The sequence below is a fragment of the Microbacterium hominis genome (assembly GCF_013282805.1).
Taxonomy (GTDB): domain Bacteria; phylum Actinomycetota; class Actinomycetes; order Actinomycetales; family Microbacteriaceae; genus Microbacterium; species Microbacterium hominis_B.
Window position 1 is genome coordinate 1576533 of sequence record NZ_CP054038.1, and the last position, 24198, is coordinate 1600730.

Below are 24198 nucleotides of genomic sequence, written 5' to 3' on the forward strand. Positions count from 1 at the left end.
CCCCGCTGGCGGGGCGAGCACGCCCTGTCCGCGGCGGTCCTCGCACAGGCGCTCGGACTTCCCGAGCCGACCGACGATCAGCGCGCGGTCATCCAGGCGCCTCCGTCGCCCGCGCTGGTGATCGCCGGGGCCGGCAGCGGCAAGACGGAGACCATGGCGGGTCGTGTGGTCTGGCTCGTGGCCAACGGACACGTCCGCCGAGACGAGGTGCTCGGTCTGACCTTCACCCGCAAGGCGGCCGGCGAACTGGCCGAGCGCATCGAGGCGCGGCTCGCACGCGTCGACGAGTACGGGCGACGGGGCCTCCTGCCCCACCTGCCCGATCTCGCCGCCGCGGGCGACCTGGCCCGGCTGTGGGAGACGGTGTCGGCGCAGCCGGTCCGGCAGCGCGGCGCCGCGCTCGCGGCCGCCCTCGACGCGCTGGCCGCCGCGCGCGGCGCGATCGTGCCCGACGACGAGGCACCCGGCGAATCCCTGCTCCTGCGGGCGCGGGTGTCGACGTACAACGCCTTCGCCGACGGCATCGTGCGCGAGCACGCCGCGCGCATCGGCCGTGAGTCGGAGATGGCGCTGCTGAGCCAATCCGGCTCCTGGCTGACCGCGCGCGGAGTCGTCATCGCCTCGCTCGACGAGCGCCTCGCCGAGCGCGAGGATCGCTTCGGCACCGTCGTCGACGCGGTGCAGACCCTCGCCGGCGAAGTCCTCGACAATCGCGCCGGGCTCGACGAGCTGTCCGACTTCGGATCCCGCTGGGCCGACGCGCTCGCACCGCTGACGAACCCGGCCCTGGCTTCGCCCGGCGACATCGAGAAGTTCCACGTGTCGATGAGCGGACTCCCGGTGCTGGCCGGTCTCGTGCGCGACTACGCCGCGGCCAAGCACGCGCGGGGCGCTCTCGACTTCGCCGATCAGGTCGCCGGCGCCCTGGAGATCGTGCAGGCCGCCCCCGACGTCGTGGCGCAGCTGCGCGACCAGTACCGTGTCGTGCTGCTCGACGAGTACCAGGACACCTCGGTGCTGCAGACGGAGCTGCTGGGGGCGATCTTCCGCGACACAGCGGTCATGGCGGTGGGCGATCCGCACCAGTCGATCTACGGGTGGCGCGGCGCCAGCGCCGACAATCTGCGTATGTTCCCGACCGCCTTCGCGACGCAGACCCGGTGCGAGCGGTTCGCGCTGATGATCAGCTGGCGCAACGATCTGAAGATCCTCGACGCCGCCAATGCCCTCATCGAGGGCGTCGCCGCCGACGTGCCCCCGCTGGTGGGCCGTCCGGGAGCCGGCGACGGCCGCGTCGGCTGCGCTTTCCCGCAGACGATCGAGCATGAGGCCGCGGAGGTGGCCGAATGGTTCGCGCGTGTGCGCGAGCGGCACCAGCAGAGCTCGGATACGCCCCACTCGGGAGCGATCCTCTTCCGTGCCAAGCGCCACATGTCGACTTTCGCCGACGCGCTGGCCGCGCGCGGCATCCCGCACCGCATCCTCGGGCTCGGCGGGCTGCTGTCCACTCCCGAGGTCGTCGACGTCGTGGCGGCTCTGCGCGTGATCAGCGATCCCGCCGCGGGCTCATCGCTGATCCGGCTGCTGGTCGGGCCGCGGTTCGGGATCGGCGTGGCCGACATGGCCGCGCTGCACGAACTCGCCGTGTCGCTCGCGCAGCGGGACGAGTCGTTCGGCCGGCTTCCGGACGAGCTGCTGCGCCGGCTTCGGGTCTCGGTCGGCGTCGATGAGCAGGTGTCGATCATCGACGCACTGGACGTGGTGCGCGCGGTGCCCGCCGAGTACGGCATGCTCTCGTCGTTCACCGCGGAGGGGGTGCGCCGTCTGAAGGACGCCGGCGCGGTGTTCGAGCGTCTTCGCGCGGGCGCGGGCCAGCCGATTCCCGAGCTCATCCGCTCGATCGAGCTCGAGCTGCTGCTGGACATCGAGCTCGCCGCGAACGAGACCCGGGGGCCCGCGCGGCTCGCCTCCGCCCAGCTGCGCTCGTTCGTCGACGAGGTGCGCACCTTCCTCGCCGCCGATGAGCGGGGATCGATCGGCAGCCTCCTCGCCTGGCTCGACCACGCCGAGGAGACCGACGAGCTGATGCCGCGCCCTGAGCCGCCCGAGCCGGGGGTCGTGCAGCTGCTGACGATCCACGGGTCGAAGGGCCTCGAATGGGATGCCGTCGCGGTCGTGCGCCTCGTGAAGGAGGAATTGCCCAAGCGGCCGCGGACCACGCTCGGCTGGCTCGGCTTCGGTGTGCTGCCGTATCCGTTCCGCGGCGATCGCGATGCGCTGCCGCACCTGGATTGGACTCCCGAATCAGGGGGCACGCGCAGCGAGCTGCAGAAGGCGATCACGGCGTTCAAGTCCGCGGGCCGCGCATACCAGGAGGCGGAGGAGCGCCGTCTCGCCTACGTGGCTGTGACCCGCGCCCGCGGCGACCTGCTCCTGACGGGGTCCCAGTGGGGTGGCCAGAAGGACGCGCGCACCCCCTCGCCCTACCTCGTCGAGATGATCGCTGCGCTCGGGCTCGACCCGATCGACCTCGATGACGCCGGGGAGAACCCGTACGAAGGGCGGCAAGGGGCGACCCTGCGGTGGCCGCTCGACCCTCTCGGTGCCCGGGCCGAGAGGGTGCGTGCGGCCGCCGACATGGTCGCCGCCGCCCTCGAGAGACCCGACCGGGCCGAACCCGACCCGCAGCTGGACCGCCTCCTGCGCGAGCGGGCCGCGCGCGCGATGCCGATCGTGCCCCACGCGCCGCCGCGCGTGGCCGCGTCACGTTTCAAGGACTTCGTCGACGACTTCTCGGCGACGGCGCGCTCGATCATCCGTCCTCTCCCGGAGCGCCCGTATCGGCAGACGCGCATCGGCACCCTCTTCCACGCGTGGGTGGAGCATCGGTCGGGGCTCGCCGGACGGGGCTCGTCGCTCGACGACGGCCTCTGGGAGATCGACGAAGACGACGCGCCGCTCAGTGACGCCGCGCTGGCCGATGAGGGCCAGCTGGCCCGCCTGCGAGAGACCTTCCTCGCGTCGGAGTGGGCGGATCTGGCACCCCTGGAGGTCGAGACGGAGATCGACGTGACCCTCACGGGCGCCGAGGGACTCCTCACCGTGATCTGCAAGCTCGACGCGGTCTACCGCCGCGGCGGGCGCATCGAGATCGTCGACTGGAAGACGGGCCGCCCGCCCGCGTCCGACGCCGAGCGCGACGAGAGGATGCTGCAGCTCGCCCTCTACCGCGTCGCGTACCACAAGAGGCACGGCGTGCCGCTCGAGGAGATCGACGTGGCCCTGTACTACGTCGGAGATGATCTCGTGATCCGCTCGGATCGGGTCTACTCGGAGGAGGAGCTCGTCCAGCGCTGGAATGCCGCCCGCGAGGCTCGTTCGGCGTCGCGCGCGGCGGTCACATGATCGGGATCGTCACGGAGCATCGCAAGATCGAGGGGCTGCGTCTCCTCGGGGTCGCTCGACCCGCCCGACGCGCCCCGGCCGGTCGGCTCGCTCTGCGCCGCGGGGGCCATCCCTTCCACGGCGGTGACCGGCCCGGATCCGCCGGCGTCCTCCGCCCACAGCGCGAGCTCGTCAGCGCTGTAGGCGTCCGTCTGCATCGAGGTGTCGACGGCGGGACCGGCGCCCGGGGTCTGGGCGAGCAGCGCCAGTGCGTCATCGACGTCGAGCGCGGCATCCTCCACGAGATCGGCGGCTCCGACGGAGTCCGACAGGGTCCGCAGAAGCTCGGCCGCATCGGCGACGATGTCGGCGCGATCGGAATCGTGGCCGTGCAGCAGCCAGCGGCCGAACTCGAGCTCCGCGTACAGCCGTGCGCGATCGCGCAGGTGCGCGTCCGGGGCGCGACCGCTCCCGATCGCATAGGCCGCGTACACGTCTTCGGCGGCGTCGGGGGCTGAGGCGAGCCACTGCAGGTCGATGGCCGGATCGCCCAGCGACAGCCCGTGCCATTCGAGCACGCCGGTCACCTGGGGACTCCGTCGAGGTCCTGGAACAGGAACGCCGTCGAGGCCGCACCGCCCAGGACGACGGCCGACTCGAATCGCCACAGCCGGTCGGCGGCGACCGCCGCGCTCCACCGCGCGATGAGCGGCACGGGCATCGTCGGCAGGCTGGACACGCGGTCGATGAGCCGGGAGATGTCATCGCGCACCTGCTGCGGGGTGCGCGCCGGCAGCCCCTCCGCGTGCACCACCGACGACGGCAGTGCATGGATCGCCGCCAGCGCCGCACCCAGGGACTCGGCGGCGCCGCGGCCGGGCGGCAGGTGTGCGGGCTCGACGCGGTAGCCGGGCAGGAAGTCGACGACGAGCGCCCGCGACCCGGCGAGCGATGACTCACCCAGCAGATCCGGCGCGCGGAAGGGGAGGAGGCGGCGCACGCCGGCGGTCAGGGCGCGAAGCGCCCGCGCCTGCGCGGCGAGCTCGGCATCGATCGACGGGTCGGCGGCGACCCGCACGACGACGCGTCGGCCGTCCGCGAGTTCGGCGACGGCGCAGTCGTAGCGACCGGACGTGCCCTCGGTCAGCGCGCCGACACCGACGACGCCGACCTCGGGCAGGGCGGAGGTGACGGACGCGGCTAGAGTGAGGGGTGAGCGTGCCATGTGCCCAGGGTAGGTCGGGCGCGAGCGTGGACACTCGCGCCACGCCCTGGCTGTCGGACCGGCGGCCCGGCTCGTCGATGGCCCATGTTGTGCGGATTGTGCAGGGAGAGTCGTGTGACGCCGACCGATCACCCCTCTCCGGCCTTGGCCCGGGGCACGCTCGATCGTCGAGGCGACGAGCGCTTCCGCGACGGCCTTCTCGCATCCCTGCGCGCCGATGAGGCGACGCGCGTGCTCGTGCTCAGCGGCGACACCGCGCCGCTGTCCGGCTCGGGCGCGCTCCTCTGGGTCGCGCCCGCCGATGCGCCCGCCGATGCCGAGTGGGCGCTGCTCGGACGGGATGCACAGGGCACCGCGCACCTGGTCGCCGCCCTGGACGCGTCGGACGGCGAGCCCTTCGCGGCGCCCGCCGGGTGGGCGGGCCTGCGCAGCGTGGGTGCCGCGCTGTCGGCGGGCGATGCGGGGGCGATGGTCGAGGCGGTGAGTCTGGCGCGCTGGCTCCACGACGCGCGGTTCTGCCCCGCCTGCGGCGCGCGCGCCGTGCTCGGCGACGCCGGCTGGTCCCGGCGCTGCCCGGCGTGCTCCCGCCAGCACTTCCCGCGCACCGACCCCGCCGTGATCGTCGCTGTGACCTCCGCGGCCGATCCCGACCGCCTGCTGCTCGGGGCGAACGCCGTGTGGTCCGGCGAGCGGTACTCGTGCTTCGCCGGCTTCGTCGAGGCGGGGGAGTCGCTGGAGGCGGCGGTGCACCGGGAACTCGAGGAGGAAGCCGGCGTCACGGTCGGCGATCTGCGCTACCGCGGCTCGCAGGCGTGGCCGTACCCGCGTTCGCTGATGCTCGGGTTCCTCGCGACCGCGGTCGAGGACGCTGCCGCACGGCCGGACGGCGAGGAGATCGTGGCGGTGCGCTGGTTCACGCGCGAGGAGATCGGCGCCGCCCTGCGCGGCGAGGGCGGCATCCAGTTGCCCGGGCAGGCGTCGATCGCACATACGCTCATCAGCGACTGGTACGCGGGGAGCCGATGAACGATCGTGCCCTGGCCGGCCTCGACGAGCGGCAGCGCGAAGCGGCGAGCCTGCTGCGCGGACCGGTCGCCGTGCTCGCCGGTGCCGGCACAGGCAAAACGCGGGTCATCACGCACCGCATCGCGCACGGCGTCGACACCGGGGCCTACTCGCCCGGCCGCGTCATGGCGGTCACCTTCACCGCCAAGGCAGCGGGAGAGATGCGCGGGCGCTTGCGCCGTCTGGGCGTCGACGGCGTCGCGGCCCGCACCTTCCACGCGGCCGCGCTCGCTCAGCTGAACTTCTTCTGGCCGACCGTCGCCGGCGATTCCGTGCCCTCGATCGTCGACAACAAGGTGCGCCTGCTCGCCCATGCCGCCGACACCATCGGTCTGGACCCCGACACGTCGACGCTGCGCGACGTCGCGGCGGAGATCGAGTGGCGCAAGGTGACGATGCGCTCGATCTCCGACTACGCCGCAGCGCGCCCGCAGGGCGTGGGCCGCCTGGGCGTCGACCGCGTGGTGGCACTGCATGGCGCGTACGAGAAGCTCAAGGACGAGCGGCGTCAGCTCGACTTCGAGGACGTGCTCCTGGCGTGCGCCGGGATGCTCGAGGCCGAGCCCTCGGTCGCCCGCGCCGTCCACGAGCAGTACCGTCACTTCACCGTCGACGAGTTCCAGGATGTCTCGCCGCTGCAGCATCGCCTGCTCGAGCTCTGGGTCGGCGACCGGCGCGACCTCTGCGTCGTCGGCGATGCGAGCCAGACCATCTACTCGTTCGCCGGCGCCGATCCGCGCTACCTGCTCGACTTCGCGCGTCATCACGACGGCGCGCGGGTCGTGCGCCTGGAGACCAACTACCGCTCGGCCGACCGCGTGCTCGCCGTCGCGAACGAGCTCATGCGCAATCGCCCGGGCGCCCTCCACCTCGTCGCCGCCGAGAGAGAATCGCCCGACAGCGGGGGTGAGTCGGGGAGCCAGAATCCCGTGCCCACCGTCACCGCCTTCGACGATGACGCCGAGGAGGCGCGGGCGGTGGCCGCTCGGATCGCGGCGCAGATCGGCGCGGGCGCCGACCCGCGGCAGATCGCCGTGCTGTATCGCGCGCACTCCCAGTCTGCGGAGATCGTCGCCGCGCTCGCCGACGCCGGAATCGCCGCGACGGTCCTCGGCGGTCGACGCTTCTTCGACATGCCCGAGGTGCGGCAGGCGATCATGGCGCTGCGCGGCGCGGCGGTCGCGCCGCAGGAGCGCGGGTTCCTCGACGCCGTGCGCGACGTGCTGCGCTCGCTCGGTCTCAGCGACGATCCGCCCGAGGCGCGCGGCGCTCTGCGCGAGGCGTGGGAGGCGCGGGCGGCGCTGCTGCGTCTGGCTCAGGAGGCGCCTGCCGGCACCACGCTGCGGGCGTTCACCGACGAGCTCGCCGCGCGGGCACGCGCCCACGATGAGCCGGCGCTGCAGACGATCACCTTGGCGACCCTCCACGCGGCCAAGGGGCTCGAGTGGGATCACGTGCACCTCATCGGGCTCGCCGAGGGGCTCCTGCCGATCGGCTACGCCACCACCTTCGAGCAGGTCGATGAGGAGCGACGCCTGGCCTACGTCGGGATCACGCGGGCTGCGCGGTCGCTGACGCTGTCGTGGGCGCGGGGAGCGCGTGCGCGGATGCCGAGCCGCTTTCTTCGAGAGATCGGCAGCGGCAGTCTTCGTGCGGTCTCAGCGTCCGCCACGAGCGGCGCAGCGACCCGGTCCGCAGCGTCACCGACCGGCTCGAGAGCGCGGTCGGGCGCCCGCTGACCGCGTCGGCCGACCAGTCGCGGACATCGGCGCGCGCAACCTGCGCAGCCTCTGCCAGGAGGACCGCCGCGACGACGCCGGCCTCGCTCGCGCGGGACGCCGTGATCCGCGGAGGTGCGAGTGCCAGAAGCTGCGCCGCGAGGTGCGGCCAGGCCGGATCAGCCGCGCGCCGACGCGCGACGTCGCACGACACGCAGGGGGTGCGGCCCGGCACGATGATCGGTCCGACCTCGGTGCGCTCGGGGCCGAACACCACCGGCAGGTGCGGAATGTCGTGCGACATGTACGGCACCGTGCGCCGCGGATCGAGGAGGTGGTGGGCCACGAGGACGGTTGCGGCGTCGTCGATCGCGGGCCGGGAGGCGCGCTGGGGGACGTGCGCGACGATCTCCACCGTATGCCCCGCGTCGGCGACCGCGTAGGAGAGGGCGTCGGCGACGTCGGGGGCGAGGTCGGCGGGGACTTCGATCCGCACGCGTGTCGCAGGTGCCGTGCGCACCCCGACCGGTGCCGCGGGGGCGGTGCGCCAGACGGGCGAGAAGGTCGAGTCGAACCGGGTCATACGCCCGAGTCTGGCGTCCCCGCCGGCCCGCGGCCGCGGTTATCCACAGGTCAGGAGGCGACCTCGCCCCACCCTCGACAGGGGAGGACCGGACCGAAGGCGCTAGACGGGTCGGTGGTCGCCGGGCGTGCCGTCCTCGTCGTCGTGATCGTGCGCGTCGCTCGTCGAGGTCGCGCCATCCGTCCCGGCCCCGTCGGTTCCGGCGATGTCCTCGCCGGCCAGCAGACGCGCGAGCGCATCGTCGAAATCGTCGGGCTCGGGCTCTTCGCCTCGGGCGCGCGCCTCCAGGCGCGCCACCAGCGCCGCCGGGTCGTCGATGTCTTCGGCGGTCGGCATGAGGTCGGGGTAGTCCCACAGTGCGTCGCGGGAGGCCACGCCGACAGCGTCGGTCACGGCGCGCCACATGGACGCCGCCTCCCGCATGCGGCGCGGGCGCAGCTCGAGGCCCACCAGCGACCCGAAGGCGCGCTCGGCGGGGCCTCCCACCGCCCGGCGGCGTCGCACGGCCTCGGCGATGCGGTCCGCCGAGGGCAGGCGCGCCACCGCCTGCTCGGTGACGACGTCGACCCATCCCTCGACGGTCGCGAGGAGGTTCTCCAGTCGCGCGAGCGCCGCGTTCTGCGCCTCGGAGCGCTCCGGCAGGAGCGCCCCGCTCTCGAGCGCCCGGCGAAGCTCGTCGGGCTCGGACGGGTCGAAGCGCGAAGCCAGATCCTCGAGGGCGTCGGTGTCGACGCGCACGCCGCGGGCGAACTCGGTCACCTGCGAGATGACGTGCAGGCGGAGCCAGCGAGCGTGCCGGAACAGGCGCGCGTGGGCGAGTTCGCGGGTGGCGACGTAGAGCGCGAGCTGGTCGTCGGGAATGCCCAGCTCGCGGCCGAAGTCGGCGAAATTCTGCGGCAGGATCGCGGCGTCGCCGTCGGGCATCAGCGGGATGCCGACATCCCCGCCGGAGACGACCTCTTTGGAGAGGTTGCCCACGACCTGGCCGAGCTGGGTCGCGAACAGCGACCCGCCGACGGTGCGCATGAGGCGCCCCGCGCCCTGCACGAGGTCCTGCATCTCCTCGGGAGCCTGTTCGCGCAGGCTCGCGGTGAGGGCGTCGGCGATGCTCGTCGCCACGGGCTCGGCGAGCTCCTGCCACACCGGGAGCGTCTTCTCGACCCACTCTCCCCGCGTGATCGATCGCGGCGGCTGCGCCAGCTGCGAAATCGTCGTCGCCTCGCTCAGCCACAGCATCGCCAGCTGGAAAGCCTGGTCGGTGTCCGATCGCTGGCCCGAGGTGATCCCGAGCCCCTCCTGGTTGGCGATGTGCAGCGCCTGGCGCTGCGCGAGCTCCCACGAGATCCCTTCGCCCCCGGAGGCGAATGCGCCCTGCAGCTGCCGCATGACCGCCTGCATCATCGCGGGATCGATGTTCATGCCGGAAAGCCGCGAGAGCTGCTCGGCATCGAACTCCTCGCCGCCGCCTGCGAACAGCCGGCGCAGCATCTCCTGGAAGTCGTCTTCGGGGGTGCGATCGTCGTCAGCCACATCAGCCGCCTTTCAGCAGGGTCGGGACGTCGCGTTCTACGCTAGTGCGCAGAAGCATCGCACTCCCCGGCAGCCGCCCAGAACGCCTTACGCCGGCCGCGAACGAACCGGTCTGGAAAGGTGTCCCCGTGACGCTGTTCGACGAGAACGTCCCCCTCCCTCCCGCCCGACGCCGTGTGTCGCGCACGACGCTCGCGGGGATCTGGGCGCTCGCGGTGGCGATGGTCGTGCTCCTCGTGCTCACCTTCCTGCCCACCGACTACGTCATCCAGCGCCCCGGCCCGGTCTACGACACGCTCGGGACGGCGGAGGCCGCCGACGGCACCGACGTGCCCCTCATCTCGGTCGAGGGCGCCGAGACGTTCCCGACCGAGGGCACGCTCGACCTGCTCACCGTGCAGGTCGTCGGCAATCGCGACCGCACCCCGACCTGGCTGGAGCTGGCGACGGCGTGGTTCGATCCCCGCCGCGCCGTCCTTCCCATCGACGCGGTCTTCCCGGCCGGGCAGACGACGGACGAGCGCAACCAGCAGAGCGCGGCCATGATGGTCGACTCCCAGAAGGAAGCCACCGCGGCAGCTCTCTCCGAGCTCGGCTACGACATCGCCCCGATCATCTCGGTGCACTCCCTCGTCGACGAGTCGGCCGCCGAGGGCATCCTCCAGGAGGGCGATGTGGTCGTCTCCGCCGAGGGAGAGCCGGTCGCCGACGCGGAGGACCTGCGTGCCATCGTCAACGCGGGCGGCGGTGCGCCGGTCGAGATCGCCATCGAGCGCGACGGCGAGCCGATGACGGTGGAGGTGACTCCGAAGGAGGTCGATGTCGACGGCGACGCGACGTGGCTGCTCGGGATCACGCTGCTGACCGACTACGACTTCCCCTTCGACGTGACCATCCAGCTCGACAACGTGGGGGGACCCAGCGCCGGGATGATGTTCGCGCTCGGGATCATGGACACCCTCACCGAGGAGGAGCTGACCGGGGGCGACTCCTTCGCCGGCACCGGCACGATCTCGGGCTCCGGCGACGTCGGTCCCATCGGCGGCATCCGCCAGAAGATGTGGGGGGCTCTCGAGGCGGGCGCCCAATGGTTCCTGGCGCCCGTGGAGAACTGCGACGAGGTCGTGGACAACGTGCCGGGCGGCCTGCGGGTGTTCGCGATCGACACCCTCGACGATGCGCTCGACGCGCTCGAGGCGGTGCGCACCGACGGCGACCTCGACGCCCTCCCCGCCTGCACGTCGTGACGCGACGCCCTGCCTTCTGGGCCGGTTCGTGACCAAAGCGTGTCCGAAACCCGAGCGTTCGCCCAGCGCGGACTCGGAGATCCCCCAGAACCGCCCGCCTAGGATGGGACGGTGACCACGACGTCAGCGCCGAACCCGGCCACACCTACCCGTTCCCGACGCATCATCGCGATCTCGTTGGCGATCATCGCCGCGCTGGTGGTGGCGTTCTTCGTCTTCGCCAACCTTTACGCCGACTGGCTCTGGTACGACCAGCTCGGCTTCGAGTCGGTCCTGGTGACCCAGTGGCTCGCTCGCGTCGCGATGTTCGGCGTCGGCTTCCTGGGAATGGCGGTGCCGGTCTGGCTCGCCATCCAGCTCGCCTATCGCCTCCGCCCCGTCTATGCGCGCCTGAGCTCTCAGCTCGACCGGTATCAGGAGGTCGTGGAGCCGCTGCGCCGGCTCGCCATGTGGGGCATCCCCGTCTTCTTCGGCTTCTTCGCCGGCTTCGCGGCCTCCGCGCAGTGGGAGACCACCTGGCTGTGGTTCAACGGCGTCGCCACCTCGACGACCGACCCCGAGTTCGGCCTCGACACCGGCTTCTACCTGTTCGCGATGCCCTTCTACGGCGCGCTGCTCGGCTTCGTGTCCGCGGTGCTGCTGATCTGCCTGCTGGTCACCGCGCTCGTGGCGTACCTGTACGGCTCGGTGCGCATCGGCCAGCGCGAGCTGCGCATCTCCAAGGCCGCGCGCATCCAGCTCGCCGTGATCGCCGGCCTCTATCTGCTGGCGCAGGGCGCGAGCCTCTGGCTCGACCGCTACCGCACGCTCGTCGAGCCCGGAGCCCTCGGCCGCATCACCGGCGCGGGCTACACCGAGACCCACGCCACGATCCCCGGGCAGACGATCCTCGCGGTCGTCGCAGCGCTGGTCGGGATCCTCTTCTTCGTGACGGCCATCATCGGCCGGTGGCGCTACCCGCTCATCGCGACGGGCCTGCTGATCGTCTCGGCGATCGTCGTCGGCGTCGGCTATCCCTGGGTCGTCAACACCTTCCAGGTGCGACCGAACCAGCTGAGCCTCGAGCGCGAGTACTACCAGCGCAACGTGGACATGACGAAGGAGGCCTACGGCTTCGAAGACCTCGAGAAGAGCGACTTCGAGGCGGTCACCGACGTGGCGGCCGGCCAGCTGCGCGAAGACGCCGACACGACGGCGCAGATCCGCATCATGGATCCGGCGATCATCTCGCCGACCGTGCGGCAGATCGAGCAGTACCGCTCCTACTACCAGTTCCAGGAGACGCTCGACGTCGACCGCTACGACATCGACGGGATGTCGCAGGACACGGTGGTCTCGGTGCGCGAGCTGAACATGGACCAGCTGGGTGCGGCCGCCTCCTGGCAGAACACCGCGCTGGTCTACACCCACGGCTACGGTCTGGTGGTCGCCAAGGGCAACGACCGCACGGTCGACGGCGACCCCGTGTTCCTGGAGCGCGGCATCCCCGCGGCAGGCTTCCTCACGGAGGAGGACTACGAACCGCGCGTCTACTTCGGCGAGGAGTCGCCGCTGTACTCGATCGTCGGCGCGCCGGAGGGCTCTCCCGACGTGGAGCTGGACTACCCCTCGGGCGCGGACGGCGCGACAGAGACGAAGACGACCTTCGACGGTGAGGGCGGGCCGAGCGTCGGCAACGTGTTCACCCGGCTCATCTACGCGCTGAAGTTCCAGTCGGAGCAGATCCTGTTCTCGGACAACGTCAACGAGGAGTCGCAGATCCTCTACGACCGCAACCCGCTCGACCGCGTGCAGAAGGCCGCCCCGTACCTCACCCTCGACAGCGACCCCTACCCGAGCGTGGTGGACGGGCGCATCGTGTGGATCGTCGACGGCTACACGCTCTCGGCGTACCACCCGTACTCGTCCACTGTGAGTCTGCAGGCGGCCATCTCCGACTCGAGCAACCCGGCGCCCCGCTTCGCGCTCGACGACATCAACTACATCCGCAACTCCGTGAAGGCCACCGTCGACGCGTACGACGGCTCGGTCACGCTGTACGCGTGGGATGACGAGGACCCGCTGCTGCAGGCGTGGCAGAAGGTCTACCCGAACACGGTCGAGCCGATGAGCGAGATGTCGGGCGAGCTGATGAGCCACGTACGGTATCCCACCGACCTGTTCAAGGTGCAGCGCTACGGCCTGGGCGTCTACCACGTCGACGACGCGCAGTCGTTCTTCCAGCGCGACAACGCGTGGGAGACCCCGAACGACCCGCAGGTCGACACGCAGCTGCAGCCGCCCTACTACCTGACGATGAAGATGCCGGGACAGGCCGACCCGTCGTACTCGATGTTCACGACGTTCATCCCCTCATCGGAGGGCGGCAACGCCCGGAACGTGCTCATGGGCTACCTGTCCGTCGACTCCGATGCCGGAAGCGAAGCCGGCGTCAAGAGCGAGGACTACGGCAAGCTGCGCATGCTCGTCATCGATGCCGACACCACGGTGCCCGGCCCGGGACAGGTGCAGAACACGTTCAACTCCGACACCGCGATCTCCTCGCAGATGAACATCCTGCGTCAGGGGCAGTCGGAGGTGCTCAACGGCAACCTCCTGACCCTCCCCGTCGGCGGTGGCCTGCTCTACGTCCAACCGGTCTTCGTGCAGTCCTCGGGGGCCACCAAGCTCCCGAACCTGCAGAAGGTGCTGGTCTCGTTCGGCACCGACATCGCGTTCGAGGACACCCTGAACGAGGCGCTCGACGCCCTCTTCGGCGGCGACTCCGGTGCGGTGGCCGGCGACGACGGGGTGGAGCCGACTCCGGGGGCCACGGTGACACCGACGCCCACGCCCACCCCCGGCGAGACCGATGAGCCGACGACGCCCACCGAGCCCTCGAGCGACTACGAGGCGGCGCTCCAGGACGCGCGTGAGGCCATGCTCGCCCGCGACGCGGCCCTCCAGGCCGGCGACCTCGCCGCCTTCGCCGAGGCCGACGAGCAGCTCACCGAAGCCGTGGAGCGACTGATCGCCCTCGGCGTGCAGGAGTGACCGCGGCCCGCACCAGGATGTGAGAGCCCCGTCCGGCACTGCCGGACGGGGCTCTCACCGTCGCGAACCGGGTTCCCGGGTTCCCGGATCAGGTGATGGCGTACCAGATCAGGAGGAGGGTCACCAGGAACCCCGCGATCTGGTTGATCCACAGGAACATCCGCCAGCCGCGCGTCGCCTCCGCCGCAGTCGCATCGGTGATGCGCCGGTAGGGCCACACCGCGATCAGGTAGGGCAGCGCCACGACCGCGGCGAGCGGGCCGGGCCACGCGGTCAGCAGCATCACCACGCCGGCGGCGGCGTAGCAGACAAGAGCGAAGCGCACCGTCCAGCGCGCACCGCGCGCGGTGGCGATCGAGGCGATTCCCGCCTCACGGTCGGCCAGCACGTCCTGGACCGCGCCGAAGGCGTGTGAGGCCACGCCCCACAGCGCGAACGCGACGATCACGGCGGCCAGCTGCCACGTCCAGGCCGCGCCCGCCAGCACGAGCCCGTACACCGCGGGGGAGAAGAAGTGGATGCTGCTGGTCAGCGAGTCCGCGAAGGGCACCTCCTTCAGCCGCAGCGGGGGAGCGCTGTAGAACACGACGAAGAAGAGGCTCGCCGCGAGCACGAGCCACGACGCGGGGGAGCCCACCGCGAGAAGGTATGCCACGAACGGCGCGCACGACAGGCCCGCCGCCCACAGGGTGACGGCGTGCATGCGGCGATCGAGCACCGCGCCGTGCGCGCCGCCCTTTCGCGGGTTGCGCAGATCCGACTCGTAGTCGAACACGTCGTTGATGCCGTACATCGCGAGGTTGTACGGGATGAGGAAGAAGATCGTCCCGATCACCAGCACCGCGTCGACCTCGCGCGTCGTGAGCAGGTACGCCGCGGCGAACGGATACGCCGTGTTGATCCAGCTCACCGGCCGGGACGAGACGATCAGCTCCCGCAGCACGCGGGTGGGGCCGAGGGCGGCATCCGTCATCGAACGGTCTCCTCACGGGTCGTCAGGGTGAACACGGCGGGCACGAGGAAGGCTGCGCACACCGCGTACGAGAAGTCCTCGATCGGCGCGAGGCCGACGCGCAGTCCGCTCAGGTGCTCGGCGGGGTAGGTGAACAGTCCGGCCGCGATCATCAGGTTGTCGAAGACGGCGGTGAGCACCACCAGCACGACGGCGGCGATCGCCGAGGCCGCCATGCGCCGCCCGAACCCGGGGCGACGGACGGTCGCGACCACGACCAGCGCCGTGACGAGCGCGAACGGGATGACGATGAGCGCGTACGTCACGGGGCGTCCTCCCGTCGTGACGGCACATCCGCCCCGCGCGTCGAGCGGGCGTCGAGCACACGCCGTGCCCCCGCCCACGCCACGAGCGCCAGATAGCTCAGGAACGCGAGGAACACCGGCTCCTCGACGGGAAGGTGGGGCGCGAGGTCGAAGCCGAGCAGCAGGGGGCTGTCCCCCTTGACGAACACCCCGGTCGCGATGCCCACAGCGTCCCAGGCGAGGAAGAAGGCCACGCCGACGCCGACCGAGACGGCGGTGCGTCCAGGGGCGTGCCACGCGGCCAGCCGGAAGCGCCGGTCGATCAGAGCGATCCCCACCGCCGACAGGAGGATCGCCGCGAGATAGAGCCCCGGCACATCACACCCGTGCCGGAACGGTGAGCGGACCCGGTGTGCGATCGCCGCGCAGGCGCTTGACCACGAGTTCCGCCGAGATGAGGCACATGGGAAGACCGATGCCGGGAAGAGCCGATCCGCCCGCGTACGCCAGCCGGTCGACCTTGCGCGACACGTTGCGCGGGCGGAACATCGCGCTCTGACCGAGGGTGTGGGCCAGTCCCAGGGCGTTGCCTCGCCATGATCCGAGATCGGAGGCGAAATCGCCGGGTGCGATCGTGCGGCGCACGACGATGCGTCCGGCGAGATCCGGGATGCCGCACCAGGCCGCGATCTGCGCGATCACCCGGTCGGCGGCGGCCTCGACCCGCGCGTCGCCGTCGCCGTCCACACCGCCGTGGCCGAGCGCGGGGTCGGCCGGGACGGGGACGAGCACGAAGAGGTTCTCGTGGCCGGCGGGCGCGACCGTGTCGTCGGTGGCGCTGGGACGGCAGATGTAGAGCGACGCGGGGTCGGGGATGCGGGGCCGCTCGCCGAAGATCGCCTCGAAGTTCTCGCGCCAGTCCTCTGTGAACAGCAGGGTGTGGTGGGCGAGCTCGTCCACGCGCCCCTCGACCCCCAGCAGGAGCAGCAGCGCCCCCGGCGACGGGGTGCGCCGGCGCCACCAGGCGTCGGGATAGGTCTGCAGCTCGGGCGGCAGAAGCTCGGTCTCGGTGTGGTGCAGATCCGCGGTGGACACCACGAGGTCCGCGGTCAGCTCACGCCCGTCGCGCAGGAGCACGCCGGTGGCCGTGCGGCCGCTGGTCGTGATGCGCGCGACAGCGGCATCCGTCTCGATCTCGACGCCGCGCGCGCGGGCGAGCCGCTCGATCGCGCCGATGATCTGGGTGAATCCGCCGCGAGGGTAGAGCACGCCCTCGTCGAGGTCGAGGTGGCTCATGAGGTGGTACAGGCTCGGCACCCCGTAGGGGGAGCCGCCCAGGAACACGGCAGGGTAGCCGAGGATCTGACGCAGACGCGGGTCGTCGAAGCGCCGCTCGACGTGGGAGGCGAGCGTGCGGGTCAGCAGCGGCGCAAGCTGCGGCGCGCGCCGCAGGAGCGCCGGGTCGCGCAGGCCCGCGGTGGTCTCGTAGGTGTCGTAAAGGAAGCGGGTGACGGCGAGCTCGTACGCGTCGCCCGCGGAGTCCAGGTACGCCGCGAGCTTCGCGCCTGCGCCCGGCTCGATCGATTCGAACAGCGCCGTGGCGCGCTCGCGCCCCGAGCGCACGTCGACGGCCCCGCCGTGCGCGGTGCGCGGATCGGTGTATACGCGGTAGGCCGGATCGAGCGGCATGAGATCGAGCTCGGCGGCGGCGCTCGTGCCGAGGAGTTCGAAGAAGTGATCGAACACCTCGGGCATGAGATACCAGCTCGGGCCGGTGTCGAAGCGGAAGCCGTCCTGCTCCCACGATCCGGCGCGCCCGCCCAGTTCGGAGCGCGCCTCGCACACCGTGACCGACCAGCCCTCTTCGGCCAGGAGCGCGGCGGTGGCCAGCCCCGCGATCCCGCCGCCGACGACGAGGGCGCGCCCGGGTTCGACCGCGCTCATCCGCGGGCCTCCCGTGGCGCCATGCCCATCCACGCCCGCGCGGCGAGCCCGGCCTTCACCGGGTCGGGAACGCGCACCCGCTCGCCGTCGGCGGGGGAGCGACGCAGCCGCCGCGACAGCTCGGCGAACAGGTCGTGGGCGGCCGTGACGGCGCGGCGGCAGTCGGCGGGGAGGTCCGGGATGACGGCGGCTGCGGCGTCGAGATCGGCGTCGATGCGATCGAGCACGTCGATGCGCGTGACGCCGTCGTGGAGGCCGAGGTAGTCCCTGCCGAGCGAGACCTCGTCGTGGTCGAGATCACGCAGGAAGTTCACGTCCTGGAAGGCGCGACCCAGGCGCCGTGCCCCGTCGACGAGCGCGGGGGCAGCGGTCGCGGGCTGCGCGGTGTCGGCGCCGACGAAGACCTGGAGGCACATGAGGCCGACCACCTCGGCCGAGCCGTAGACGTACGCGTCGTGCGATGCGCCGTCGTGGTGCGTGGTGGTCAGATCGGTGCGCATCGAGGCGAAGAACGGCCGGATCAGGTCGTCGCCGATGCCGCAGGATCGGGCGGTGCGCGCGAAGGCGTGCACCACCAGGTTGGCGCTGAAGCCGCGCGCGACCGCGGCGAGGGTCTCGGCCTCGAGGTCGTCGAGCACGCGGCGCAGCTCCGACTCGGGGAGCCCCGCGGCGGCGGCGGGGCCGTCGACGATCTCGTCAGCCACCCGCACCAGCGCGTACACGTTGCGCACATGCGGGCGCGGGCGCGGGCCGAGCAGTCGCGAGGCGAGCCCGAACGACGTCGAGTACCGCGAGATCACGGTGGCGGCGGCGTCCTCGGCCGTGCGGTCGTAGAGGGCGAGGGCGTCTGCCACCGAGGGGGCCGTACGCGGTGCGGTCACGGGATGCGTCCTTCCACGGCATCGGCGATCGCACGCAGGATGCCGCCGGCGGCCACCGGCAGCGCCGGGTCGTCGGCGATGTCGCGCGCACGTCGCAGGTCGTCATCGATGAGCGTACGCAATCGGGCGCGTGCGCCGCTCTTCTCGAGCACCCGCTGCGCCTCCCGCACCGCGATCGGTCCGGTCGGCGCGAGCGCGAGGGCTGAATCGACGTGCGGCTGCAGGTCGGTCTGCCGCGCGAGGGCGACCAGCGGCGTGCGCTTGGATTCGCGCAGGTCGACTCCGGCTTCGCGGCCCGCCTGCTCCTCCGTGCCGAAGGCGCCGATGAGATCGTCGACGAGCTGGAAGGCCACCCCGAGTCGCCCTGCCGCGTGGTCGAGCAGCGCAAGCGCCTCGATCGAGGCTCCGGCGATGACGGCGCCGGCGCGCAGCGGTGCGCTGAAGGAGTAGACTGCCGTCTTCTGGAAGGCCGTCGTGAGCAGTTCGTCGGTCGCCGCCCATTCCCCGCCGACGCTGTTCTCTACGTCGGCGAGCTCCCCGGCGGCCGAGACGTAGACCGCCTCGTCGAAGATGTCGAGCACGCGTTCGCGCAGATCGGGGTCGAGGTCGGCGCGGACGATCTCCCGCCCCGCCTCATGCAGCAGCAGGTCGCCCGCGAGGATCGCGGCTGCATCGCCGAGGACCGCCGCCGCTGCGGCATCCACGCCCCGTGCCGCGGCGCGCAGGCGGAACTCACCGCCCACGTTCGGGATGCCGCGGCGCACCGTGTCGTGGTCGATCACGTCGTCGTGCACGACGAACGCCGCGTGGAGGAGCTCGAAGGCGGCAGCCACCCGGACCAGACCCGGCCGGCGGTCCGCTTCGCCTCCGAACGCGTCGAACGCCGCGCACACGAGCGCCGGGCGGAAGCGTTTGCCGCCCTGCGCCGCGCGGCTGAGCGCCCCGGCCAGATCGGGGAACGCCCCGCCCAGGGGCGCGGCGCGGTCGCGCACGCCCGCGAGGGCGCGTTCGACCGCTGCATCGGCGTCGGGATGGGCGGGGAAGGGCATCAGGACGCCTGTCGCTGAGCGGGGACGCGGCCGAACAGGTGCAGCTGCTGCGCTTGGAGGACCAGCCACGGGCTGAAGGCCCAGGGCGTGGCGTCGAGGGCGGTGGCGAGGTCGCGGGGGTCGACCCAGCGGGCATCCACCACTTCGAGGGGGTTGAGGACGGGCTCGCCGACCGCGCGCGCGGTGTACACCGGGCAGATCTCGTGCTCGACGATGCCGTTGACGTCGACCGCGCGGTAGCGGAACAGCGGCAGGGCCAGCTCGATGTCGGCGAGCGTCAGGCCCAGCTCGTACTCGGCGCGGCGGTGCACGGCCTGCAGCACGCGCTCGGCGGGCTTGGGATGTCCGCAGAAGGAGTTGCTCCAGACCCCGGGCCAGGTCGTCTTGCCCAGTGCCCGGCGGGTCACGAGCACCTGGCCCTCCTCGTTCATCACGTGGCACGAGAAAGCCAGGTGGAGCGCGGTATCCGTGCCGTGCACGCTCGACTTGGGCGCGGTGCCGATGGCGCGGCCGTCGTCATCGAGGAGGACGACATGGTCGGTGTCGGTCATAGATCCCTCCAATTTGCTAGCTTGGCTAGCGATCTGCGTCTGTCGATGATACAAGGGAGGGGAGGGGGTGTCCACATGTCCGAACCCTATGTGGCCGAAGCGGAATTCGAGCCGCGCACCACGCACGACCGCGCCGTGATGGGGGTGCTGCAGGCCGTGCGCGCGTTCAGCGACGCGATGGATCGCATGAACGGCGGTATGAAGGGCGACATGGAGATGAACGCCACCGATCTGGCCGCCCTGCGCATGCTCATCATGCGCGAGCAGCGCGGTGACGCGGTGAGCCCCCACGATCTGGCGACCCACCTGCGGATCTCCACCGCCTCGACGACGAAGATGCTCGACCGCCTCACCGAGTCGGGGCACGTGCGGCGTCGGCCGCACCCCACGGACCGTCGTGCGCGGATCGTGGTGCTCACCGACGAGTCGCGGCGCACGTTCTTCCACCACTTCGGCGCACGGCTGCAGGAGATGCGCCTGGTGGCGATCCGCTATACGGATGACGAGCTTGCCGTCATCGCGCGGTTCCTGGCGGAGATGGGTGAGGCGATCGATCCTCCGGGGGCGTGATCGCCAGAGCAGGTGCCGAGAGCGAAGGGTGAGCACAATGCTCAGCGGGCTTCGCTCGAAATGCGAAGAAGGCGCCCCGTGACCGGGACGCCTTCTTCATTTTGTTGCGGGGACAGGATTTGAACCTGCGACCTCTGGGTTATGAGCCCAGCGAGCTACCGAGCTGCTCCACCCCGCGGCACAAGAAGTGAGCCTAGCACGGATTCTGGGCGTTGCCCAATCGGCGCGGTCGGCCAGTTGCCGTCACGGTGTGCGGACACCAGGATGGGGGGATCGATCCGGCCTGGAGAGGAGCCAGCGATGTCCGTCGCGGTCGCCGTCGCGCAGTTCTCACCGATCGCCGATCGCGCCGCGAACCTCGTCACCCTGGCCGCAATGACCGCCACCGCCGCAGATCGCGGTGCGCGCGTCATCGTCTTCCCCGAGTACTCGAGCTACTTCGTGGATCCTTTCGACGCGTCGCTGGCGGAGAATGCCGAGCCGCTCGACGGGCCGTTCACGGCCGCCCTCGCAGCCCTGGCTGCTCGCCACGGCGTGCTGGTGGTGGCGGGGCTGGTCGAGGCGGGGGACGAGCCCGGACGCGTGCGCAACGCCGTCGTCGCCGTGGATGCCGCGGGCGTGCGCGCGGTGTACCGAAAACTCCACCTCTACGACGCCTTCGGTCAGCGCGAGTCGGACTGGATCGAGCCGGGAAGCATCGCCGACGCCGAGACGTTCGAGATCGACGGCATGCGGTTCGGGATGATGACCTGCTACGACCTGCGGTTCCCAGAGGTCGGGCGACTGCTCGCGGACGCCGGCGCCGATGTCGTCCTCGTGCCCGCCGAGTGGGTGCGCGGTCCGCTCAAGGAGCATCACTGGCGCACTCTCCTGCACGCGCGCGCGATCGAGAACACCGTCTTCATGGCGGCCGCGGACCACCCCCCGCCCCTGGGCGTGGGGAACTCGATGATCGTCGATCCGCTGGGCGTGGAGATCGCGGCGGTGGGAACCGGCACCGACGTGGCCGTCGCGCACCTGGATCCCGGGCAGATCGAGCGCGTGCGCCGGGTGAACCCGGCACTCCGGCTGCGCCGGTTCGCGGTCGCGCCCCGGCCCGGGGTGTGAGCGCTCAGCCCGTCGGCCGCAGCCGCTCCAGCCGGGCGGCGGCATCTTCGAGCACCTCGAGGCGCTTGCAGGCGGCGAAGCGCACCAGGGTGGCGTAGTCCGCGCGATGCTCGGGGGTCGTGAACGCGGTGAGCGGGATCGCGACCACGCCGGCTCGCTCCGGGAGCGCGCGGCAGAACGCCGCGGCGTCGACCGCGCCCAGCGGCGCGACATCGGCGACGGTGAAGTACGAGCCCGCCGGGGTGGACACCGTCATCCCCGCGGCCCGCAGCCCGGCACCGAGCAGGTCGCGGCGGGCGCGCAGCGCGTCGCGGACGCCGGCGAAGAACGCGTCCGGCAGACGCAGCCCGGCCGCGATCGCCGGCTGGAAAGGGCTTCCGCTCACATACGTCAGGTACTGCTTGACAGCCAGCACCGCGTCGATGAGGTCGGCGGGACCGGTCGCCCACCCGATCTTCCACCCGGTCGTGGAGAAGGTCTTGCCGCCCGAGGAGATCGAGATGGTGCGCTCTCGCGCACCCGGCAGGGTCGCCAGCGGCACGTGCGGGGCCTCGAAGGCGAGGTGCTCGTAGACCTCGTCGGTGATGATGAAGGCGTCGTGGCGCTCTGCGAGCTGCACGATCGCGGTGCGGACCTCGGGCGCGAACACCGCGCCGGTGGGATTGTGCGGATCGTTCACGATGATCGCGCGCGTGCGAGCGCCCACCGCCGCGGCGAGCCGCTCGAGGTCGGGCTGGAAGTCGGGCCACGCGACCGGCACCGTGACCAAGCGGGCGCCCGCCAGCGCCACGATCGCGGCGTAGGCGTCGTAATAGGGCTCGAAGACGACCACCTCGTCGCCCGGGTCGTCGATCAGCGCCAGCAGCGTCGCCGCCAGCGCTTCGGTCGCGCCGGCGGTGACGAGCACCTCGCGCTCCGGATCGAGTGTGAGACCGTAGAAGCGCTGCTGGTGCTCGGCGATCGCGCTGCGCAGGTCGGGGATGCCGCGCCCGGGCGGATACTGGTTCGCCCCGTCGGCGATCGCGCGGCGCGCGGCGTCGAGGACGACGGCGGGGCCGTCCTCGTCGGGGAAGCCCTGACCGAGATTGATCGCCCCGGTTCGCACCGCGAGGGCCGACATCTCCGCGAAGATGGTGGGACGGATCGTTCCATCCGCGTCGGCGAGGCCGGCGCCGACGGCGGCGTGCAGCCAGGATCCGGGAATCTGTCGCATCGGATCACGGTAGCGGACGCCGTTGCGGAGGTTGCCGGTGCCGCGCGGCCCGTTCAGACGGTTCGCATAGCGCAGTCGCGGCGCGGGCATAAGAAACGCACAGGATCGCGCGGCAGTCTGAACGCGGTTGGCAGAAGGAGCATCGATGAGCGACAACACGGGCGATCGCCCGGCAGACCAGACCCCCCAGGACCCGCAGTCGTACGAGCCCGCAGCGCCCGCGGAGGCCGCAGCGCCCGCAGCGCCCGCAGAGGCCGCAGAGCCTGCAGCGCCCGCGGCGTCGGCCGCACCGTCGGCCGCGTCCGGCTCCGCGCCGGCGGCCACCCCGAACCCCGGGCCGCCGGCGGCACCGGGCGCCGCGCCGGCGGCTCCGAGCGTCGGCGGCTACTCGGGCCGGATCCCCCCGCGACCTGCACCCCCCGGCGCCGCGCCGACGGGCGCCCAGCCGGTGTACGCACCGCCCGCCGGCTACGGCCGAGGTCCGGCATCCCCGTCGGCACCTGCCCACCCGGGCGCGGCCCACGGTGCCGCGTTCGGTGTGGGGCCCGGCCAGGTCCAGCCGACGCTCCCCATCGGGGCCGCGCCTGCCACGGGGGCCGTCGCCACCGCCGAGGCTCCGCGCAGGAGATCGCCCGGTCGCGTGGTCGGTCTCATCGTCGCCGCGGCGCTGGTCGGAGGCGCGGCGGGTCTGGGCGGCGCCTGGGTCGGGGTGAATCTGTTCAGCCCGACCGGCACCGCACCTGCCGCCGGCCCGGTCACGGTCACCGTCAACGACACCGAGTCCGTGAACCAGACCACCGCGATCGCCGCGAAGGTCGTCCCCAGCGTCGTCACCATCGCCGCCTCCAGCGGCAGCGGCAGCGGCACCGGTTCCGGGGTCGTCCTCAGCGATGACGGCTACGTCGTCACCAACACGCACGTGGTGACCCTCGACGGCGCCACCGGCGACGCCGCGATCCGCGTGACCACCTCCGAGGGGCGCGTCTTCGATGCGGAGGTCGTCGGCACCGACCCGACCTACGATCTCGCGGTCATCAAGCTCGAGGGCGCCACCGACCTCACGCCCATCGACTTCGCCGACTCGTCCGAGCTCAACGTGGGCGACACCACGATCGCCGTGGGTGCCCCGCTCGGCCTGTCGAACACGGTGACGACGGGCATCGTCAGCGCGCTGAACCGCTCGATCGAGATCGCCTCCTCGGCGGCGCCCGACTCCTCCGACACGAACGAGGACGACGGCGAGAGCGACGGCGGGCAGACGCCTCCGTTCCAGTTCGACTTCGGGCAGGGCCAGTCGCAGTCGCAGAGCACCGAGTCGATCAAGATCGCGGTGATCCAGACCGACGCGGCCATCAACCCCGGCAACTCCGGTGGCGCCCTGGTCGACGCTGACGGCGCCCTCATCGGCATCAACGTCGCGATCGCCTCCGCAGGCTCCTCGAGCGGGCAGGCCGGCTCCATCGGCGTGGGCTTCGCGATCCCGTCCGATGTCGTCGAGCGCGTCACCGGCGAGATCATCGAATCCGGCTCGGCCAGCCACGGACTGCTCGGCGCGAGCGTCGTGTCGGCCGCCGCCCTCGAGGACGCCGACATCACGGGCGCGTACATCGACTCCGTCGTCGACGGCGGCGCCGCGGCGGCAGCCGGGCTGCAGTCGGGCGACATCGTGACGGGCTTCAACGGGGTTCCGATCACCGACTCGGTCGACCTCACCGCGCAGGTGCGCGCGGCGGCGGCGGGCAGCGATGCGACCGTCACCTACGTCCGCGACGGCGAGACGCGCACGGTCGATGTGACCCTCGGAGCGCTGGACCAGTAGCCCGCGTCGTCCACCGGGCCAC

The 24198-nt window shown here is 72.0% G+C and carries 19 protein-coding genes, 1 tRNA gene and 1 pseudogene; 8 read left to right on the plus strand and 13 right to left on the minus strand.

The genetic code is table 11. From position 1 onward, the window contains the following. Positions 1-24 precede the first annotated feature (24 nt). On the plus strand, positions 25-3405 hold the full coding sequence (locus tag HQM25_RS06925) for an ATP-dependent DNA helicase (RefSeq protein WP_254359648.1): 3381 nt from the start codon (positions 25-27) through the stop codon (positions 3403-3405). On the opposite strand, the gene HQM25_RS17790 is transcribed toward HQM25_RS06925, so the two are convergent. Further along, positions 3327-3971 carry a hypothetical protein gene (locus HQM25_RS17790; RefSeq protein ID WP_254359595.1) on the minus strand — a complete coding sequence of 215 codons (645 nt, stop codon included), beginning with the start codon at positions 3969-3971 and terminating at the stop codon, positions 3327-3329. The genes HQM25_RS06925 and HQM25_RS17790 overlap by 79 nt on opposite strands. Next, on the minus strand, positions 3968-4609 hold the full coding sequence (locus HQM25_RS17795) for a phosphotransferase (protein ID WP_254359596.1): 642 nt from the start codon (positions 4607-4609) through the stop codon (positions 3968-3970). The genes HQM25_RS17790 and HQM25_RS17795 overlap by 4 nt, the downstream gene beginning before the upstream one ends. A gap of 114 nt (positions 4610-4723) precedes the next feature. Here HQM25_RS17795 and nudC point away from each other — a divergent pair, with 114 nt between their 5' ends. Beyond that, positions 4724-5635: an NAD(+) diphosphatase gene (nudC, locus tag HQM25_RS06935; RefSeq protein ID WP_254359597.1), complete on the plus strand. Its 912-nt coding sequence runs from the start codon at positions 4724-4726 to the stop codon at positions 5633-5635. Continuing rightward, positions 5632-7413, plus strand: a complete 1782-nt coding sequence (locus tag HQM25_RS06940) for an ATP-dependent helicase (protein ID WP_172989574.1) — start codon at positions 5632-5634, stop codon at positions 7411-7413. The genes nudC and HQM25_RS06940 overlap by 4 nt, the downstream gene beginning before the upstream one ends. Here HQM25_RS06940 and HQM25_RS18045 read toward each other — a convergent pair. Then, positions 7310-7975, minus strand: a pseudogene (locus tag HQM25_RS18045) (hypothetical protein); the annotation flags it as partial. The gene HQM25_RS06940 and the pseudogene HQM25_RS18045 overlap by 104 nt on opposite strands. A 102-nt stretch (positions 7976-8077) precedes the next feature. Then, positions 8078-9505 (minus strand): zinc-dependent metalloprotease, encoded by a 1428-nt coding sequence (locus HQM25_RS06945; protein WP_172989575.1) that lies wholly within the window; start codon positions 9503-9505, stop codon positions 8078-8080. A 128-nt stretch (positions 9506-9633) separates the two neighbouring features. Between HQM25_RS06945 and HQM25_RS06950 the strand changes: the two genes are divergently transcribed. Beyond that, a complete protein-coding gene (locus tag HQM25_RS06950; protein ID WP_172989576.1) occupies positions 9634-10752 on the plus strand; it encodes a YlbL family protein in 1119 nt (372 codons plus the stop codon). Positions 10753-10863: 111 nt separating this feature from the next. Next, positions 10864-13785, plus strand: coding sequence for a UPF0182 family membrane protein (locus HQM25_RS06955; RefSeq protein WP_172989577.1), 2922 nt, complete (start codon positions 10864-10866; stop codon positions 13783-13785). A gap of 88 nt (positions 13786-13873) precedes the next feature. Here the strand turns inward: HQM25_RS06955 and HQM25_RS06960 are convergent, their stop codons facing one another. From HQM25_RS06960 to idi, 7 genes are read right to left on the minus strand one after another with little or no spacing between them, the layout of a single operon-like run. Next, a complete protein-coding gene (locus HQM25_RS06960) occupies positions 13874-14758 on the minus strand; it encodes a prenyltransferase (RefSeq protein WP_172989578.1) in 885 nt (294 codons plus the stop codon). Beyond that, positions 14755-15063, minus strand: coding sequence for a lycopene cyclase domain-containing protein (locus HQM25_RS06965; RefSeq protein WP_172989579.1), 309 nt, complete (start codon positions 15061-15063; stop codon positions 14755-14757). The genes HQM25_RS06960 and HQM25_RS06965 overlap by 4 nt, the downstream gene beginning before the upstream one ends. Continuing rightward, positions 15060-15419: a lycopene cyclase domain-containing protein gene (locus tag HQM25_RS06970; protein WP_172989580.1), complete on the minus strand. Its 360-nt coding sequence runs from the start codon at positions 15417-15419 to the stop codon at positions 15060-15062. Before HQM25_RS06970 ends, HQM25_RS06965 begins: the two co-directional genes overlap by 4 nt. 1 nt (position 15420) lies before the next feature. After that, positions 15421-16986: a phytoene desaturase family protein gene (gene crtI / locus HQM25_RS06975; protein WP_172989581.1), complete on the minus strand. Its 1566-nt coding sequence runs from the start codon at positions 16984-16986 to the stop codon at positions 15421-15423. Further along, positions 16983-17867: a phytoene/squalene synthase family protein gene (locus HQM25_RS06980; RefSeq protein ID WP_254359598.1), complete on the minus strand. Its 885-nt coding sequence runs from the start codon at positions 17865-17867 to the stop codon at positions 16983-16985. The genes crtI and HQM25_RS06980 overlap by 4 nt, the downstream gene beginning before the upstream one ends. Beyond that, positions 17864-18916 carry a polyprenyl synthetase family protein gene (locus tag HQM25_RS06985; protein WP_172989582.1) on the minus strand — a complete coding sequence of 351 codons (1053 nt, stop codon included), beginning with the start codon at positions 18914-18916 and terminating at the stop codon, positions 17864-17866. Before HQM25_RS06985 ends, HQM25_RS06980 begins: the two co-directional genes overlap by 4 nt. Further along, complete coding sequence (gene idi, locus HQM25_RS06990; RefSeq protein ID WP_172989583.1) at positions 18916-19467, minus strand: isopentenyl-diphosphate Delta-isomerase; 552 nt, start codon at positions 19465-19467, stop codon at positions 18916-18918. Before idi ends, HQM25_RS06985 begins: the two co-directional genes overlap by 1 nt. A gap of 75 nt (positions 19468-19542) precedes the next feature. Here idi and HQM25_RS06995 point away from each other — a divergent pair, with 75 nt between their 5' ends. Further along, on the plus strand, positions 19543-20037 hold the full coding sequence (locus HQM25_RS06995) for a MarR family winged helix-turn-helix transcriptional regulator (protein ID WP_172989584.1): 495 nt from the start codon (positions 19543-19545) through the stop codon (positions 20035-20037). Between the two features lie 104 nt (positions 20038-20141). Here HQM25_RS06995 and HQM25_RS07000 read toward each other — a convergent pair. Further along, positions 20142-20215, minus strand: a tRNA-Met gene (locus HQM25_RS07000). A gap of 122 nt (positions 20216-20337) precedes the next feature. Between HQM25_RS07000 and HQM25_RS07005 the strand changes: the two genes are divergently transcribed. Next, on the plus strand, positions 20338-21144 hold the full coding sequence (locus tag HQM25_RS07005) for a carbon-nitrogen hydrolase family protein (protein ID WP_172989585.1): 807 nt from the start codon (positions 20338-20340) through the stop codon (positions 21142-21144). A 4-nt stretch (positions 21145-21148) separates the two neighbouring features. On the opposite strand, the gene HQM25_RS07010 is transcribed toward HQM25_RS07005, so the two are convergent. Then, positions 21149-22357, minus strand: coding sequence for an aminotransferase class I/II-fold pyridoxal phosphate-dependent enzyme (locus HQM25_RS07010; protein ID WP_172989586.1), 1209 nt, complete (start codon positions 22355-22357; stop codon positions 21149-21151). 145 nt (positions 22358-22502) lie between these two features. Here HQM25_RS07010 and HQM25_RS07015 point away from each other — a divergent pair, with 145 nt between their 5' ends. Further along, complete coding sequence (locus tag HQM25_RS07015; protein WP_172989587.1) at positions 22503-24176, plus strand: S1C family serine protease; 1674 nt, start codon at positions 22503-22505, stop codon at positions 24174-24176. Positions 24177-24198 lie beyond the last annotated feature (22 nt).

What these genes read in the sequence shown, in the direction of transcription:
- HQM25_RS06995 (WP_172989584.1), top strand. Translation starts at nt 19,543, where the DNA reads ATGTCCGAACCCTATGTGGCCGAAGCGGAATTCGAGCCGCGCACCACG.
- HQM25_RS06960 (WP_172989578.1), bottom strand. Translation starts at nt 14,758, where the DNA reads ATGACGGATGCCGCCCTCGGCCCCACCCGCGTGCTGCGGGAGCTGATC.
- HQM25_RS06985 (WP_172989582.1), bottom strand. Translation starts at nt 18,916, where the DNA reads ATGCCCTTCCCCGCCCATCCCGACGCCGATGCAGCGGTCGAACGCGCC.
- HQM25_RS17795 (WP_254359596.1), bottom strand. Translation starts at nt 4,609, where the DNA reads ATGGCACGCTCACCCCTCACTCTAGCCGCGTCCGTCACCTCCGCCCTG.
- idi (WP_172989583.1), bottom strand. Translation starts at nt 19,467, where the DNA reads ATGACCGACACCGACCATGTCGTCCTCCTCGATGACGACGGCCGCGCC.
- crtI (WP_172989581.1), bottom strand. Translation starts at nt 16,986, where the DNA reads ATGAGCGCGGTCGAACCCGGGCGCGCCCTCGTCGTCGGCGGCGGGATC.
- HQM25_RS07010 (WP_172989586.1), bottom strand. Translation starts at nt 22,357, where the DNA reads ATGCGACAGATTCCCGGATCCTGGCTGCACGCCGCCGTCGGCGCCGGC.
- HQM25_RS07005 (WP_172989585.1), top strand. Translation starts at nt 20,338, where the DNA reads ATGTCCGTCGCGGTCGCCGTCGCGCAGTTCTCACCGATCGCCGATCGC.
- HQM25_RS06940 (WP_172989574.1), top strand. Translation starts at nt 5,632, where the DNA reads ATGAACGATCGTGCCCTGGCCGGCCTCGACGAGCGGCAGCGCGAAGCG.
- HQM25_RS07015 (WP_172989587.1), top strand. Translation starts at nt 22,503, where the DNA reads ATGAGCGACAACACGGGCGATCGCCCGGCAGACCAGACCCCCCAGGAC.